This is a genomic window from Crenobacter luteus, assembly GCF_004345725.1.
In the GTDB taxonomy this organism is placed as follows: Bacteria; Pseudomonadota; Gammaproteobacteria; order Burkholderiales; family Chromobacteriaceae; genus Crenobacter; species Crenobacter luteus.
In genome coordinates this window covers 65515-80256 of record NZ_SLXG01000008.1, presented here as the reverse complement: position 1 = coordinate 80256, position 14742 = coordinate 65515, and the positions used below count along the sequence as shown (strand labels likewise).

General features: G+C 66.8%; 16 protein-coding genes. 5 read left to right on the top strand and 11 right to left on the bottom strand.

Features of this window, described 5'->3' with window-relative positions; all coding sequences use genetic code 11:
- Positions 1–87 precede the first annotated feature (87 nt).
- Both kdsA and EV683_RS06800 read right to left on the bottom strand, forming a co-directional pair.
- Entirely contained in the window at positions 88–942 is an 855-nt protein-coding gene (kdsA, locus tag EV683_RS06805; RefSeq protein WP_066611615.1) for a 3-deoxy-8-phosphooctulonate synthase, read from the bottom strand.
- Between the two features lie 52 nt (positions 943–994).
- Positions 995–2632 carry a CTP synthase gene (locus tag EV683_RS06800; protein WP_066611613.1) on the bottom strand — a complete coding sequence of 546 codons (1638 nt, stop codon included), beginning with the start codon at positions 2630–2632 and terminating at the stop codon, positions 995–997.
- 217 nt (positions 2633–2849) lie between these two features.
- Here EV683_RS06800 and rpmB point away from each other — a divergent pair, with 217 nt between their 5' ends.
- Positions 2850–3083, top strand: a complete 234-nt coding sequence (rpmB, locus tag EV683_RS06795; protein ID WP_066611611.1) for a 50S ribosomal protein L28 — start codon at positions 2850–2852, stop codon at positions 3081–3083.
- A 27-nt stretch (positions 3084–3110) separates the two neighbouring features.
- The gene (rpmG, locus tag EV683_RS06790; RefSeq protein WP_066611610.1) at positions 3111–3266 is read left to right on the top strand and encodes a 50S ribosomal protein L33; all 156 of its coding nucleotides are present in this window, start codon (positions 3111–3113) and stop codon (positions 3264–3266) included.
- Between the two features lie 152 nt (positions 3267–3418).
- Here rpmG and EV683_RS06785 read toward each other — a convergent pair whose 3' ends face one another.
- The 9 genes from EV683_RS06785 to EV683_RS06745 are packed head-to-tail and all read right to left on the bottom strand — an operon-like array spanning position 3419 to position 11708.
- Positions 3419–4297 (bottom strand): uracil-DNA glycosylase, encoded by an 879-nt coding sequence (locus tag EV683_RS06785; RefSeq protein ID WP_131862277.1) that lies wholly within the window; start codon positions 4295–4297, stop codon positions 3419–3421.
- Positions 4294–4731 (bottom strand): ribosomal protein S18-alanine N-acetyltransferase, encoded by a 438-nt coding sequence (gene rimI, locus EV683_RS06780; protein ID WP_131862276.1) that lies wholly within the window; start codon positions 4729–4731, stop codon positions 4294–4296. Before rimI ends, EV683_RS06785 begins: the two co-directional genes overlap by 4 nt.
- Entirely contained in the window at positions 4728–5393 is a 666-nt protein-coding gene (gene tsaB / locus EV683_RS06775) for a tRNA (adenosine(37)-N6)-threonylcarbamoyltransferase complex dimerization subunit type 1 TsaB (RefSeq protein ID WP_131862275.1), read from the bottom strand. The genes rimI and tsaB overlap by 4 nt, the downstream gene beginning before the upstream one ends.
- Before the next feature lie 32 nt (positions 5394–5425).
- Positions 5426–6643, bottom strand: coding sequence for an EAL and HDOD domain-containing protein (locus EV683_RS06770; protein ID WP_066611606.1), 1218 nt, complete (start codon positions 6641–6643; stop codon positions 5426–5428).
- A 17-nt stretch (positions 6644–6660) separates the two neighbouring features.
- Positions 6661–8511, bottom strand: a complete 1851-nt coding sequence (locus EV683_RS06765; protein WP_131862274.1) for a chemotaxis protein CheA — start codon at positions 8509–8511, stop codon at positions 6661–6663.
- Positions 8512–8557: 46 nt separating this feature from the next.
- A complete protein-coding gene (gene cheZ, locus EV683_RS06760; RefSeq protein ID WP_131862273.1) occupies positions 8558–9307 on the bottom strand; it encodes a protein phosphatase CheZ in 750 nt (249 codons plus the stop codon).
- Positions 9308–9348: 41 nt separating this feature from the next.
- Entirely contained in the window at positions 9349–9738 is a 390-nt protein-coding gene (cheY, locus tag EV683_RS06755; protein WP_066611600.1) for a chemotaxis response regulator CheY, read from the bottom strand.
- A gap of 54 nt (positions 9739–9792) precedes the next feature.
- Positions 9793–10734 (bottom strand): chemotaxis protein, encoded by a 942-nt coding sequence (locus tag EV683_RS06750; protein WP_066611599.1) that lies wholly within the window; start codon positions 10732–10734, stop codon positions 9793–9795.
- Between the two features lie 32 nt (positions 10735–10766).
- Positions 10767–11708 carry a chemotaxis protein gene (locus EV683_RS06745; RefSeq protein ID WP_066611597.1) on the bottom strand — a complete coding sequence of 314 codons (942 nt, stop codon included), beginning with the start codon at positions 11706–11708 and terminating at the stop codon, positions 10767–10769.
- Positions 11709–11870: 162 nt separating this feature from the next.
- On the opposite strand from EV683_RS06745, the gene EV683_RS06740 reads away from it, so the two are divergent.
- The 3 genes from EV683_RS06740 (at position 11871) to EV683_RS06730 (ending at position 14711) form a co-directional block, all read left to right on the top strand.
- A complete protein-coding gene (locus EV683_RS06740) occupies positions 11871–13040 on the top strand; it encodes a sensor histidine kinase (RefSeq protein ID WP_066611595.1) in 1170 nt (389 codons plus the stop codon).
- Between the two features lie 183 nt (positions 13041–13223).
- Positions 13224–14330 carry a methyl-accepting chemotaxis protein gene (locus EV683_RS14580; protein WP_131862272.1) on the top strand — a complete coding sequence of 369 codons (1107 nt, stop codon included), beginning with the start codon at positions 13224–13226 and terminating at the stop codon, positions 14328–14330.
- A 15-nt stretch (positions 14331–14345) separates the two neighbouring features.
- On the top strand, positions 14346–14711 hold the full coding sequence (locus EV683_RS06730; protein WP_066611591.1) for a response regulator: 366 nt from the start codon (positions 14346–14348) through the stop codon (positions 14709–14711).
- The last annotated feature ends 31 nt before the right edge of the window (positions 14712–14742 follow it).

Here is a 14742-nt window from a genome sequence, read left to right as displayed (position 1 = left end):
GTTTCCCCTTCCTTGATAAGGATTGACTCCCGCGTTTGTCGCCGCAGGGTTGGCCGAGCCCGGCCGGTCCGGACGACATAACGGGTCTTACAGAGCGCCCAGCTCGGGGAGCGGACGGGCTTTCACCAGCGCGTCGAGCTCCTTGAGCGTGGCGAGCAATGCTTTCATCTGGCCGAGCGGCCAGGCGTTCGGGCCGTCCGACAGCGCCTCGCGCGGATTCGGGTGGGTTTCCATGAACAGGCCGGCGATGCCGGCGGCGACCGCCGCGCGCGCCAGCACCGGCACGAATTCGCGCTGGCCGCCGGACGCGGTGCCCTGGCCGCCGGGCAGTTGCACCGAATGCGTCGCATCGTACACCACCGGGCAGCCGGTTTCGCGCATGATCGCGAGCGAACGCATGTCGGACACCAGGTTGTTGTAGCCGAACGACGCGCCGCGTTCGCAGGCCATGAAGCGGTCCGGCGACAGGCCGGCCTCGATCGCGGCGTCGCGCGCCTTGTCGATCACGTTCTTCATGTCGCCGGGAGCCATGAACTGACCCTTCTTGATGTTCACCGGCAGGCCGCTTTGCGCGACGGCGCGGATGAAGTCGGTCTGGCGCGCGAGGAAGGCCGGCGTCTGCAGCACGTCGACCACGGCGGCCACCTGCGGCACCTGCTCTTCGGTGTGCACGTCGGTCAGCACCGGCACGCCGATCTGGCGCTTCACTTCGGCGAGGATGCGCAGGCCTTCGTCGATGCCGAAGCCGCGGAAGGATTTGCCCGACGAGCGGTTGGCCTTGTCGAAGCTCGACTTGTAGATGAAGGGGATGCCCAGCTCGCCGGTGATCTCCTTCAGTTGGCCGGCGGTATCCAGCGCCATCTGCTCGCTCTCGATCACGCACGGGCCGGCGATCAGGAACAGCGGCTTGTCGATGCCGACGTCGAAACCGGTCAGTTGCATACAGCCTCCTTGTGCTTGCCAAAACGGGCGGATGAGTCCGCCCGTCGTCGTCTTACTTGGCCTGGTCGGCCTGGTAGGCCAGCGCCGCCTTCACGTAGGCGATGAACAGCGGGTGTCCGTCGCGCGGCGTGGAGGTGAATTCCGGGTGGAACTGGCAGGCGAAGAACCAGCGGTGGTTCGGCAGCTCGATCGTCTCTACCAGCTTCTCGTGACCGGCGGACACGCCGCTGATGGTCAGCCCGGCCGCCTCGAGGCGCGGCACGTAGTGGTTGTTGACCTCGTAGCGGTGGCGGTGGCGCTCGACGATGTGCTCGGCGCCGTAGATCCTGGCCGCCAGCGAGCCGGCCTTCAGGTCGCAACCCTGGCCGCCGAGGCGCATCGTGCCGCCGAGGTTGGAGTTCTCGTCGCGGGTTTCGATCTTGCCGTCGTGGTTGACCCACTCGTCGATCAGCGCGACCACCGGGTAGTCGGTGTCGAGGTCGAACTCGGTCGAGTTGGCGCCGGCCAGGCCGGCCACGTCGCGCGCGTATTCGATCAGCGCGATCTGCATGCCCAGGCAGATGCCGAGGTAGGGGATGTCGTGCTCGCGGGCGTACTTTACCGCGAGGATCTTGCCTTCCACGCCGCGTTTGCCGAAGCCGCCCGGCACCAGGATCGCGTCCATGCCCTTCAGGGCGGCGCAGCCGTCGCGTTCGACTTCTTCGGAGTCGACGTAGTGGATGTTGACGTTGGTGCGGGTGTGCACGCCGGCGTGCTTGAGCGCTTCGGACAGCGATTTGTACGATTCGGTCAGGTCGACGTACTTGCCGACCATCGCGATGTTGACCTCGTGGTCCGGATGCTCGATCGCGTCGATGATGCGGCTCCAGACCGACAGGTCGGCCGGCGGCAGCTCGAGCTGCAGTTGTTCGCAGATGATGTCGTCGATGCCCTGCGCGTGCAGCATCGCCGGCACCTTGTAGATGCTGTCGGCGTCGTAGCAGCCGATCACGGCGTTTTCCTCGACGTTACAGAAGAGGGCGATCTTGCGCTTCTCGTCTTCCGGCAGCTCGCGGTCCATGCGGCACAAGAGGATGTCCGGCTGGATGCCGATCTCGCGCAGTTCCTTGACCGAGTGCTGGGTCGGCTTGGTCTTGATCTCGCCGGCGGCGGCGATGTACGGCACGTAGGACAGGTGCACGTACAGCGTGTTCTTGCGGCCGTGGTTGGAGCGCATCTGGCGGATCGCTTCCAGGAACGGCAGCGACTCGATGTCGCCGACGGTGCCGCCGATTTCGACGATCGCGACGTCGGCGTCGCCGGCGCCTTCCTTCATCTTCAGCTTGATTTCGTCGGTGATGTGCGGGATCACCTGCACGGTGCCGCCGAGGTAGTCGCCGCGGCGTTCCTTGGTGATCACCGACTCGTAGACCTGGCCGGTGGTGAAGTTGTTGCTCTTCTTCATCTTGGCGTGGATGAAGCGCTCGTAGTGACCCAGGTCGAGGTCGGTTTCCGCGCCGTCTTCGGTCACGAACACCTCGCCGTGCTGGAACGGACTCATGGTGCCCGGATCGACGTTGATGTACGGATCGAGCTTCAGCATGGTGACCTTGAGCCCGCGCGACTCGAGAATGGCGGCGATGGACGCGGCGGCGATACCCTTACCCAGGGAGGAGACCACGCCGCCGGTAACGAAGATGTACTTGGTCATGGGAATGTAAACCTGATGGAATCCGGAATTTTAACTCGAAACCGGCTCGTTTTGCACGGCCTTGCGCCGCCTCGCCGGCAAGGATATGCATGGTGGGTGCGTACGCCGGCGAAGGCGGTGACGAGTGCATCCCCTTGTTTTGTCTGGCTCGAACGACTTGAAGCGCAGCGCGTTTTCATGATATAAAGCCGCTTTTACCGGTTTTGGGAGTACAACCATGGCGCGAGTTTGCAAAGTTACCGGCAAGCGTCCGGTGACCGGGAACAATGTGTCCCACGCCAACAACAAAACGAAACGTCGTTTCCTGCCGAACCTGCAATACCGCAAGTTCTGGGTGGAAAGCGAAAACCGCTGGGTGCGTCTGCGTGTGTCCACCGCCGCCCTGCGTACCATCGACAAAGTGGGTATCGAAGTCGTCCTGGCCGATCTGCGCGCCCGCGGCGAAATCTGATCCGGTTAATTAGGAAAGAGCGAGATCATGCGCGACAAGATCAAACTGGAATCGACCGCCGGTACCGGTCACTTCTACACCACCACCAAGAACAAGCGTACGATGCCGGAAAAGATGGAGATCAAGAAGTACGATCCCGTCGCCCGCAAGCACGTGATCTACAAGGAAACCAAGCTCAAGTAATCGAGCCGGTTTTCAGGTGGGCAAGACAGAAGAACCCTTCGCTGGTGCACGGCGAAGGGTTTTTGCTTATGTGCTCCCGCCCGCGTCGTTCGATGCAAAAAGCTCGGCCAACCCTTGCCAGGTTGGCCGAGCTTTTTCGTGTGGGGCGGGAGTCACGGCCGCGGGGCGAGTGCGGCGAGCGTGCGGCGCGTCAGCGTCAGGTCCTGCCAAGCCTTGGCCTTGTCCGGCAGGTTGCGCAGCAGGTAGGCGGGGTGGTAGCTGACGATCAGCGGAATGTCGCGGTAGCGGTGCACGCGGCCGCGCAGGCGGCCGATCGCGTCGGAGGTCTCGAGCAGGGTCTGTGCGGCGAAGCGGCCGAGCGCGAGGATCAGATCCGGCTGCACGTGCGCGATCTGCGCCCACAGGTAGTGCTGGCAGGCGGCGATCTCGTCGGGCGCCGGGTTGCGGTTGCCGGGCGGGCGGCACTTGAGCACGTTGGTGATGAAGACGTCGGCGTCGCTGTCGAGGCCGATCGCCGCGAGCATGTTCTCGAGCAACTGGCCGGCGCGGCCGACGAAGGGTTGGCCCTGTTCGTCCTCGTGCGCGCCCGGCGCCTCGCCGACGATCATCAGCCGCGCGCGCTCGGCGCCGCGGCCGAACACGGTCCGGATGCGGGTTTCGCACAGGCGGCAGCGTTCGCAGGTCGCGACGGCGCTCTTGAGCGCGTCCCAGTCGAGCGTGGCGATCTCGGGCGAGGCGATGGCGGCAGAGGGGGGCGGGGCGGTTTCGACCGTTTCGGCGGGTTGCGGCGCGCGGTTAGCGTCCGCGCGCGGGCTCGTGCTGCCTTGCAGCTTGGAGAGGAGCGCGTTGCGCAGCGGCGAGGGGGCCGGCGCGGCGGGCTGGCCGACGGCGCGCGCGCCGGCTTTCTCCTGGGGGGCGCCCGCTTGGGCTTGGTGCGCGAGCGTGTCCCCGTCATCGGGCAGTGCGACGCCGCGCGGCAGCCACAGCGGGCCCAGTCCCATCGCGTCGGCGAGTCGCGCGCGGCGCATCATAGCGCCAGCTCCATCAGCACCGCGTGTTCGCGCCCGTTGTCGGTCGGGTAGTAGTGCTTGCGCAGGCCGGTCTCGACGAAGCCGGTGCGCCGGTAGAGTGCGCGCGCCGGCGCGTTGCTTTCCCGTACCTCGAGCAGCAGGCGGCGGGCGCCGGCCGCGCGCGCGCCGGCGACCGTCGCGTCGAGCAGGCGGCGACCGTGGCCGCGCCCCTGCTGCGGCGCGGCGACGACGATGTTGAGCAGTTCGGCTTCGTCGATCACCAGCATCCAGACCGCGACGCCGGCCGCCTCGCCGTCGACGTCGAGCACGATCAGCTCGTGGCCGGCGGCGAAGGAGTCGCGGTACTGGCGCGCGCGCCAGCCGTGCGCGGTCGCGCCGGCTTCGAGCGCGGCCAGCGCGTCGGCCTCGGCGGCGAGGGCGGGGCGCAGCGTCATGCGCGGCGCGCCTGTTGTTCGCGCGCGGTCAGCGCGATCTTGTTGCGGACGTAGAGCAGCTCGGCCGACTCGGCCGCGTGCGGCGGGTAGCGGCCCGTGGCGGCGAGGTCGAGGTAGACGGCGGCGTGCGGCTTGAGTTCGGGGCGGGTCGCGATCAGGGTCTGGCCGAGCCGCGTGACGAGTGCATCCGGATAGGCGGCGAAGCCGCTGCCGAGGCCGGTCCAGCCCTCTCCGGGGCAGTCCACTTCCTCGGGCGCGCCGACGGCGATGTCGCCGACGCGTTGCCCCTGCTCGTAGCGGGCGCTGAAAACCTGGTTCATGCGCGCGTCGAGGCAGACCAACTGGCGCGCGCCGTCGTCCTGCGCGGCGACCGCATCGAGCGTCGGGACGCCGATCAGCGGCAGGCCGGCCGAGAACGCCAGCCCCTGCGCGATGCCGCAGGCGATCCTGAGGCCGGTGAAGGAGCCGGGGCCCTGGCCGTAGACGATGGCGTCCAGTTGGCCGAGGGTGGCGCCGGCCTCGGCGAGCAGGCGGCCGATTTCCGGAAGGGTGCGCTCGGCGTGCTGCTGGCCGACCGGCTGGTGAAAGACCAGCGCGGCGCCGCCCAGGGTGAGCGCGAGGGACAAGTGATCGGTCGAGGTATCGAGAGCCAGGAGTTTCATGCGGCGGTACAAGCCGGGGTGCAAACCCCGGATTATAGGCCGAGTTCTTCGACCCAGGCGAGGGCGGCAACGTGGGCGGCGTTGACGTCGTCGGCGCTCAGCTTGAGCAGCTGGCTGAGGCGTTCGACGTTGGGCAGCCCCTGGCGTTCGCAGCAGATGGCCAGTTCGAGGTAGGCGCCGAACAGGCCCTGGCGGTGTTCGAGCGCGGCGCGGATCGGGTCGGAGATGTGCAGGTGGATCAGCACGTCGCGCATCGGCATCGAGAACAGCGCGTCCAGCAGCGAGAACAGTCCGACGACGAACAGGTGGTCGCAGGTGTCCTGCGGCTGGCCGGAGGCCCGGCCCATCAGCTCCATGAAGCGGCCGCGCGTGACGGCGGTCTTCTGCGCCGCCGCCGGCGTGTTCTCGCTGCCCGAGGTGACGAGCAGCAGCGTCAGCCAGCGGTAGAGCTTCTGGTAGCCGAGCACCGTCACCGCGTGCGAGAACGAACTGATCGGGGTGTTGAGGCCGGCGGCCGCCGAGTTCACGTAGCGCAGCAGCTTGTACGACAGCGCGATGTCGCGCTTGAGCACCGCCTCGAGCCGGCCGACCGGCTCGTTCTGCCGGATCAGGTTCAGCAGTTCGAGGATGTTGGCGATGGTCGGGTGGATGACCTTGGCCGACAGCGTCTCCGGGCGGGCGAAGTAGAAGCCCTGGAAGGCGTCGAAGCCGATGTCGTGGGCGACGTGGAACTGGGCGTGGGTTTCGACCCGCTCGGCGATACGGGTCACCGGGTAGCTCTTCAGGCGGCCGGCGTCGCGCTGGAAGGCGGTCGCGTCCTGCTGGGCGTCGAGCTTTACGTAGCTGGCGTGCTCGATGAAGCCCTGCTGCGGACCGTCGAAGTGGAAGTCGTCCAGCGACAGCGAAAAGCCCAGCGCGCGCAGGTAACGCAGGCGCGAGATCAACTCGCTGCTGGGCTCGGCGCGCGCCGACAGTTCGAGCACTACGCGTCTGGCCGGCAGCAGTTCGACGAACTCGCTCATCAGCATGTGCTCGCCGACGTTGATGAAGGCGAGCTTGTTGCCGACCAGCCACTGGGTGCCCATATTGTTGAGCGTGTTCAACAATACCTGGGTGTCGGCCTCGAGCTCGGCGTGCCGGCCCATTTCCAGCGCCTCGCCGCTGGCCCTGAACAGCAGTTCGTAACCGATCAGCTGCTGGTTGCGGTCGAGGATGGGCTGGCGGCCGATGAAGGCGCGGGTCTGGATCATGCTGCGTATCTTGCCGGTCAGAGGGCGATCAGTTCGCTGAGGCGGTTGCCGACCGGCGATGCGCCTTCGGCGCTCAGCAGGTCTTCCATGTCGAGCACCAGTACCACCGAGCCGTCGCCGGACAGCGTCGCGCCGGCCACGCCCTTCGGGCGGATGTTCTGCAGCGGCTTGATCACCACGTCGTCGCGCCCGACGAAGGAGTCGATCGCGAGGATGAAGGAGCGCTCGGCCGACTGCATCAGCACGCCGAAGGCCGGCTTCTGCGTCGGCTCCCAGCCGAGCAGGCCGGCGAGCATGCGCACCGGCAGGATCTCGTCGCGCACGACGATGGTCGGTCGGCCCGACACTTCCTGGATGGCGCCGGATTCGATCGGGATGATCTCGCGCACCATCGCCAGCGGCACGGCGAACGGCTGGTTGCACGCACGCACCACCAATACCGGCAGGATCGCCAGCGTCAGCGGCAGCGAGATGCTGATGCGGGTGCCCTCGCCGGGGATCGAGTTGATGTCGATGCGGCCGTTGAGCTTCTGGATGTTGGTTCGCACCACGTCCATGCCGACGCCGCGCCCCGACACGCTGGAAATCTGGTCCTTGGTCGAGAAGCCGGGCAGGAAGATCAGTTGCAGGCACTGCTTCTCGTCGAGCGAGTTCGCGGTTTCGGCGTCGATCAGGCCTTTTTCGATCGCCTTGCGGCGCAGCGCGTCGGCGTTCATGCCGCGGCCGTCGTCGGTGATCTCGATCAGGATGTGGTCGCCGACCTGCTCGGCGGTCAACTGCACCAGCGCCTGCGGCTTTTTGCCGGCGGCGACGCGGTCGGCGGGCAGTTCGATGCCGTGGTCGACCGCGTTGCGCACCAGGTGGACCAGCGGGTCGTTCAGGTCCTCGATCATCGTCTTGTCGAGCTCGGTCTCCTCGCCGGAAATCACCAGCTCGACTTCCTTGCCGAGCTGGCGCGCCAGGTCGCGCGCCAGCCGCGGGTATTTCTGGAACAGGCGGCCGACCGGCTGCATGCGGGTCTTCATCACCGCGTTCTGCAGGTCGCCGACCAAGAGGTCGAGCTGGCCGATCGCCTCGTCGAGCGAGCGCAGCGTGTTCTGGTCGGTATTGCCCTGCAGGATCTCGGTGCGCAGCGTGGTCAGGCGGTTCTTGGTCAGACCGATCTCGCCGGACAGGTTGAGCACCATGTCGAGGCGCACCGTGTCGATGCGGATGGTGTTCTCCTGCTGGCCCGACGAGCCGCCACCGCCGCTCTTGGCGACCGGCTTGGCCGTCTTGGGGGGCTCGGCGACGGGCGCCGCGGCGGCCGGTGCGACCGGTGCGGCGAGCGCCGGTGCGCTCGTCGCGGGGGCGATCGCCGCGGGCTGGGCCGGAGCGGGGGCCTGCGGGGTGACGGCCTGATAGAGCGCGTTCCAGTCCGGTCCGGTGCCCGGAGCGGGGGCGGCTGGAGCAGAGGCTGCCGCCGGCGCGATGGCCTGACCGGCGAGCGCGGCGTCGAGCGCGGCGATCAGCGCCGGGTCGGCGTCGGTCGGCTGGCGGCCCTGCGAGAGCGCGCCGAACATCTCGCGCACGCTGCCGGTCGCGTCGAGGATCACGTCCATCAGGCCGGCGCTGATCTGCAGCTCGCCGTTGCGCAGCTTGTCGAACAGGTTCTCGGTGCGGTGGCACAGGTTGACCATCGCGTTGACGTTCAGGAAGCCCGCGCCGCCCTTGATGGTGTGAAAGCCCCGGAAAATGTCGTTCAGCAGCGCGAGATCGTCCGGGCGCTTTTCCAGTTCCATCAGTTTGTTGTCCACGTCGGACAACAGTTCGCTCGACTCCATCAGGAAGTCTTGCAACAGCTCGTCCATGCCGCCGAATTCGCTCATATCCGTTCCTTTGAACGCAGGACTGGTTGTGTCGTGAGGGTCGTGCTCAGAAGCCCAGGCTTTCCAGCAGTTCGTCGACCTGCTGCTGGTCGGTGACCACGTCGGTCCGGCCGTCGGGGTTGACCACCGGGCCGTTGAGCAGGTTGTTGCCGCCCAGTTCCGCCCGCTTGTCGGACGGCGAGTATTCGATCAGGAAGGTCAGCAGTTCGCCTTCCAGCGTCTTGATCATCGCGGTGACCTTCTTGATGACCTGGCCGGTCAGGTCCTGGAAGTCCTGCGCCATCACGATGTCGAGCAGTTGCGCGCTGGTGGCCTGCGTCTGCTGCGGCACGTAGCGCAGATAGGCGCGGGTGTCCTCGGCCAGCGCCTTGAACTCGTCGACCGAGAGCTCGCCGGCGTGCAGCCGGTCCCAGCGCTCGGCCAAGGTCTTGGTGCGGGTTTCGAGCTCGTCCTGCAGCGGTTTGGCGATATCGGTCGCGTTCAGCACGCGCTCGGCGGCGTTCTCGGTCAGCGTCGCGATGTAGGCGAGGCGGTCGCGCGCGTCGGGGATTGCCTCGGCGACGCGTTCGAGCGACTTGTCGTAGCCCAGCTCGCGCAGCGCGTCGTGCAGCTTGCGCGCCAGGTGGCCGATCTGCGAGTACATCGAGCTCTGCAGGTCTTCTGCGTCCGGCTGCGCGGCGTCGTGCGCCAGGCCGGGGGCGGCGTCCGCCGCCGTGGTGTCCGCCTGCAGGGCGATGCTGTCGAACAGCGCCTCGAGCTCGGGCGAATCTCCGCTATCCAGTACGTGGTCCGGCACGATCGCTTCTCCTCGGTACTTTGTCTGTCTGTTGGTCTGTCTTACTTGGCCATGGTCTGGAAGATCTTGGCGAGCTTCTGCTCCAGGGTCGCGGCGGTGAACGGCTTGACGATGTAGCCGCTGGCGCCGGCGGTCGCCGCCTCGATGATGTTCTCGCGCTTGGCCTCGGCGGTGATCATCAGGAAGGGCAGGTGCTTGATCTGCGCGTCGGCGCGCACCGCGCGCAACAGCTCGATCCCGGTCATGTTGGGCATGTTCCAGTCGGAGACGATGAAGTCGAAGTGCTGGGTCTTGAGCTTGTGCAGGGCGACCTGGCCGTCCTCGGCCTCGTCGACGTTGGTGAAGCCGAGCTCCTTGAGCAGGTTCCGCACGATGCGGCGCATCGTGGAGAAGTCGTCGACGACCAGGAAGCGAAGATTCTTGTCTGCCATTGCGGGGTGGTTCCTGTCTTTATCTAATGCTGCGAGAGGCGCCCATTGTAGCGATTAGCGCTGCAGGAAAGGAATCAGGCTTTCCGCCAGCACGACCGGGTCGAACTTGGCCACGTAGGCGTCGACGCCGACGCTGGAACCCATCGCGCGGTTGGCGTTGGACGACAGCGACGAATGCATCAGGACCGGGATGCCGGCAAAGCGCGGGTCGGACTTGATCAGCCGCGTCAGCACGTAGCCGTCCATCTCGGGCATCTCGGCGTCGACCAGGATCAGCTTCAGGTTGTCGTGCAGGCTTTCGCCCTCGGGCCAGTTGCGGCTGGCCAGGGTCTGCAGCCGCTCCCAGGCTTCGCGGCCGTTGGTGGCCTGATGGAACTTGATGCCGATCTTCTCGAGGACGTTGGTGATTTCCTTGCGCGCGACGACCGAATCGTCGACGAAGAAGGCGTAGTGGTCAGGGTCGACCTGGACGCTCGGCAGGTCGGGCACGCGCGTCTCGCCGACCACGGTGGCGAGGATCTGCTCGACGTCGAGGATGGAAACCAGCTTGCCGTCTTCGAGCTCGGTGATCGCGGTGATCAGGTTCTGAGCGGTGCCGCTGCTGCTCATCATGTTTTCCGGCGCGCGCACCTTGTCCCAGTCGACGCGGATGATGCGGTCGACCGAATCGACGAGGAAGGCCTGCGTGCTGCGGTTGAACTCGGTGACGATCATCGTTTCGAAGGTCTTGCCCGGCGCGTCGGCGCCGACGAAGCGCGCCAGCGAGATGACCGGGATGATGTTGCCGCGCAGCGACAGCACGCCCTCGACGCCGAACGGCATGTTCGGCGTCTTGGTGACCTTGGGCGTCTGCGACACCTCGCGCACCTTGAACACGTTGATGCCGAAGGTCTCGCGCGTGCCGAGCGAGAACAGCAGGATTTCCATCTTGTTGGAGCCGGCCAGCTTGGTGCGGGCGTCCACGCTGGCGAGCAGGGAGGCGTCGGTGACGGCCATGGTGCGGGTCCTCAGGCGTTGGGTCGGTGCGCTCAGATCGAGAGCATTTCGCGGATTTTCATCGACAGCTTGTGCGGTTCGAACTTGGACACGTAGGCGTCCACCCCGACCGACTCGCCCAGCTTCTGGTTCGACTGGCCCGACAGCGACGAATGCATCAGCACCGGGATGCCGGCAAAGCGCGGGTCGGACTTGATCATCTTGGTCAGCATGTAGCCGTCCATCTCGGGCATCTCGACGTCGGTCAGCACCAGGTGCAGCATGTCGCTCAGCTTGCGGCCGCTCATCTCGGCCTGCGTCGCGAGTCTTTGCAGCTCTTCCCAGGCGCGGTTGCCGTTGATCGCCGCCGCGGAACGGACGCCCATCGCGCTGAGGGTGCGCTCGATCTGCTTGCGCGCGACCACCGAGTCGTCGGCGTAGAACACCATGCGCTCTTCCTTGACCGGCTCGATGCTCATGAAGATATGCTCGTCGTCGATCAGCGTGGTCTCGGCCAGCACCTTCTCGACGTCCATCATCATCACCAGCGTGCCCTTGTCGAGCTCGGTGACCGCGGTCACCAGGCCGCCCATACGGCTGGTGATCATTTCCGGCGGCACGCGCATCGCCGACCAGTCCAGCCGCAGGATGGTGTCGACCGCCTCGACCAGAAAGCCCTGGGTGTGGCCGTTGTACTCGGTCACGATCATGATTTCCGGCTTGTTCTCGGTGACGAGGCCGGTGTACTTGGCCAGGTCGATCACCGGTACCAGCGAGCCGCGCAGGCTGACCATGCCCTCGACCGACGACGGCATTTCCGGCGCCGAGGTGATTTCCGGCGTGCGCATCACCTCGCGCACCTTGAAGACGTTGATGCCGAAGGTTTCCTTGCGCCCGGTGCGGTGATCCATGCCGAGGGAGAAAAGCAGGATCTCCAACTTGTTCGTGCCAGCCAGTTTGGTGCGGGCGTCGATTTTCTTGAGTAGCTCTGACACTGAAGCCTCCGCTGTTGAACGCGACGCACTGCTATGCAATACGCCTCAAACCGGTCTGCCCGGCGTGCCCCAATTGTACGGATTCCACGCCAAGGAAGGACTTCCTTCGGTCCGGTTTGTAATTATCATACCGATTAATAATTTTTTACAAATTACAACGCAATGAGCACACAACCCGACGACGCCGACGACCGCTCCCGACTCGAGGCGGCCTTCGAGCAGTTCAACGCGATTTCCGGCGAATTGATCACGGCCTACCGGCAGCTCGAGGTGCAGGTCGTGCAGCTCAACGCCCAGCTCGAGGAAAGCAACCGCCAGTTGCGACTGCAGCTAGAACGCAACGCCGCGCTGGCCGAGCGGCTCGGTCTGCTGCTCGCCGCGCTGCCGGCCGGCGTGGTCGAGGTGTCGCCGGAGGGAGAGATTACCCATCTGAACCCGGCGGCGGAAGTCTGGCTCGGCTCCGCGGTGCTCGGCCAACCCTGGCGCGAGGTCGCCGCGCACTTCCGGCCGACCGACGTCGACGAAATCTACACCTGCGACACGCTGGCGCGCCCGTGCCGGCTGACGCTGCAGACGCAGGAATTGCCGGCGCAGGGCGGCTCGATCGTGCTGATCCACGACATGACGCGCCAGTACGAACTGACGACCGAGCTGGGGCGGCAGCAGAAGCTCGCCGCGATGGGCGGCATGGCCGCCAGCCTCGCCCACCAGCTGCGCACGCCGCTGGCGACCGCGATGCTCTACACCGCCAACCTCAAGCGCGACGGGCTGACGCACGAGGAGCGCGAGCGTTTCGTCGACAAGTCATTGTCGCGGATGCGGGCGCTCGAGGGTTTGATCCAGAACATGCTCGGCTTCGTGCGCGGTCACGCCGTCGAGCGCGAGCGGCTGCCGGTGGCGGCGCTGTTCGACGAGGTCGTGCAGGTGATCGAGCCGCAATGCCGCGGCAAGGGGGTGGCGCTCGAGACGCGTTGTGCGGCGGCGCCCGGCGACGCGGTGCTCGGCGACCGCAAGGCGCTCGCGAGCGGCCTGCTCAACCTGCTCGAGAACGCGCTGTATTTCTGCCCGCCGGGCGGCCGGGTGCGCTTCGTGCTCGAACGCGACGGCGACGCGCTGTGCTGCACGATCGAGGACGACGGCCCGGGCATCGCGGCGGACGCGATCGAGCATATCTTCGAACCCTTCTTCACCACCCGCTCGGGCGGCACCGGCCTGGGGCTCGCCATCGTCAAAAGGTTGGCCGAGGAGCTGGGCGGCCGGGTGAGCTGCGCGAACCGGGACGAGGGCGGTGCCCGCTTCGCGCTTTGCCTGCCGGCCTGCCGCCCGGACTGAGCCGGGCGGTTTGCGTCGTCGCGACGCCGCCCGACGGTTGCGCGTTTTATCTTCGCGGCTTGCGACCGGTGTTATGTCATTTCGATTAATATGGCGTGACGGCGCCGCAAACGGCTTGCCGTGACGGCAAGCCGCCGCCTATACAAAATCAAATTCAAAATAATTAAAAAGGCTTGGCACGATATGACAAAGCGCGCATGGTTCTCGTCTTGCCGTCTTGTTCCCCTGACGCTGGCGCCGTTGGTGGCCGGGGCGGGGTGGGTCGGTCTGCCGGCCTGGGCCGTCGGCGCCGCCGGCGCCGCCGCCCTGCTGGTCGCCGCGCACCGGCGCCGCGCCGACGCGCCGCAGCAGGGCGCGACGACGACGGCGTCGGTCGCGTCGGTCGAGGCGGCGCCGTACCGCGACTTCGCCGCCGAACAGGCGTCGCTGGCCCACGGCGAGGTCGAGCGCGTCCGGGGGCTGATCGACGAGGCGATCGGCGGCCTCCTGGCGAGCTTCAACGGCCTGCACCAGGAAACGCTGCGGCAGCTCGAGCTGGCCGAGTCGCTGGCGCACGGCGGCGAGGGCGAGACGGCCGGTAGCCTGAGCTTCGAGGACTTCGTCGCCGAGGTGCAGCAGACGCTGGGCGGCTTCGTCGCCAGGACCGAGGAGAACAGCCAGCTCGCCGCGCAACTGGTCGGGCGCATGGAAACGGTCGGCCAAACGATCGCGTCGGCGATGCGCGTGCTCGACGACATCCAGGCGATCACCGCGCAAACCAATATGCTCGCGCTGAACGCGGCGATCGAGGCGGCGCGCGCCGGCGAGGCCGGCCGCGGCTTCGCCGTCGTCGCCGACGAGGTGCGCAAGCTCTCGTCGCGCACCGACGCCTTCAACCAGCAGATCCGCTCGCTGGTCGGCGCGATCGAGACCGCGGTCGGCGAGGCGGGCGGCCTGCTGGACCAGTTGGCCTCGCAGGACCTGATCTTCACCCGTCAGGCGCGCGACCGTCTGGACGAGACGTCCGGCCATATCGTCGAATTGAATGCCCGCATCGGCGAGTCGGTGTCGACCTTGCACGGCGGCGTCGGCCAGCTGGCGCACCACATCGGCGACGCGGTCCGCGCGCTGCAGTTCCAGGACATGGTGAGCCAGTCGCTCGCCCACGTGGCGTCGCGGCTCGACGGCGTCGCGCAGGCGATGCGCGAGGAGGGGGCGTCCGCGGCCGGCCTGGCCGAGCGCCGCCGGCAACTGGAACACAATCCGGTCCGTCAGCACGCGATGGACAGCGGCAGCGTCGAGCTGTTTTGAACAGGGGGCAGGGAAATGGCCAAGAAGATTCTTACCGTCGACGATTCCGCGTCGATCCGCCAGATGGTGTCGTTCACGCTCAAGGGCGCCGGTTACGAAGTCATCGAGGCGCCGGACGGCAACGCCGGGCTCGCCCGTGCGCAGACCGGCCCGGTCGACCTGGTGCTGACCGACCAGAACATGCCGGGCATGGACGGACTGACGCTGATCAAGTCGCTACGCCGGCTGCCCGCCTACGGCGCCACGCCCATCCTGATGCTGACCACTGAGTCGAGCGACGAGATGAAGGCGCTCGGCCGCGCGGCCGGCGCGACCGGCTGGCTGGTCAAGCCCTTCGACCCGCAAAAGCTGGTCGACGTCGTCAAGCGGCTGGTCGGCTGAGCGCGCGCGATCGAGGGGGACGATCTTGATA

Coding starts and splice junctions, on each gene's coding strand:
- EV683_RS06765 (WP_131862274.1), bottom strand. CDS start 8,511: ATGAGCGAATTCGGCGGCATGGACGAGCTGTTGCAAGACTTCCTGATG.
- rimI (WP_131862276.1), bottom strand. CDS start 4,731: ATGACGCTGCGCCCCGCCCTCGCCGCCGAGGCCGACGCGCTGGCCGCG.
- rpmB (WP_066611611.1), top strand. CDS start 2,850: ATGGCGCGAGTTTGCAAAGTTACCGGCAAGCGTCCGGTGACCGGGAAC.
- EV683_RS06730 (WP_066611591.1), top strand. CDS start 14,346: ATGGCCAAGAAGATTCTTACCGTCGACGATTCCGCGTCGATCCGCCAG.
- rpmG (WP_066611610.1), top strand. CDS start 3,111: ATGCGCGACAAGATCAAACTGGAATCGACCGCCGGTACCGGTCACTTC.
- EV683_RS06770 (WP_066611606.1), bottom strand. CDS start 6,643: ATGATCCAGACCCGCGCCTTCATCGGCCGCCAGCCCATCCTCGACCGC.
- EV683_RS14580 (WP_131862272.1), top strand. CDS start 13,224: ATGACAAAGCGCGCATGGTTCTCGTCTTGCCGTCTTGTTCCCCTGACG.
- cheY (WP_066611600.1), bottom strand. CDS start 9,738: ATGGCAGACAAGAATCTTCGCTTCCTGGTCGTCGACGACTTCTCCACG.
- EV683_RS06750 (WP_066611599.1), bottom strand. CDS start 10,734: ATGGCCGTCACCGACGCCTCCCTGCTCGCCAGCGTGGACGCCCGCACC.
- EV683_RS06785 (WP_131862277.1), bottom strand. CDS start 4,297: ATGATGCGCCGCGCGCGACTCGCCGACGCGATGGGACTGGGCCCGCTG.
- EV683_RS06800 (WP_066611613.1), bottom strand. CDS start 2,632: ATGACCAAGTACATCTTCGTTACCGGCGGCGTGGTCTCCTCCCTGGGT.
- tsaB (WP_131862275.1), bottom strand. CDS start 5,393: ATGAAACTCCTGGCTCTCGATACCTCGACCGATCACTTGTCCCTCGCG.
- EV683_RS06740 (WP_066611595.1), top strand. CDS start 11,871: ATGAGCACACAACCCGACGACGCCGACGACCGCTCCCGACTCGAGGCG.
- kdsA (WP_066611615.1), bottom strand. CDS start 942: ATGCAACTGACCGGTTTCGACGTCGGCATCGACAAGCCGCTGTTCCTG.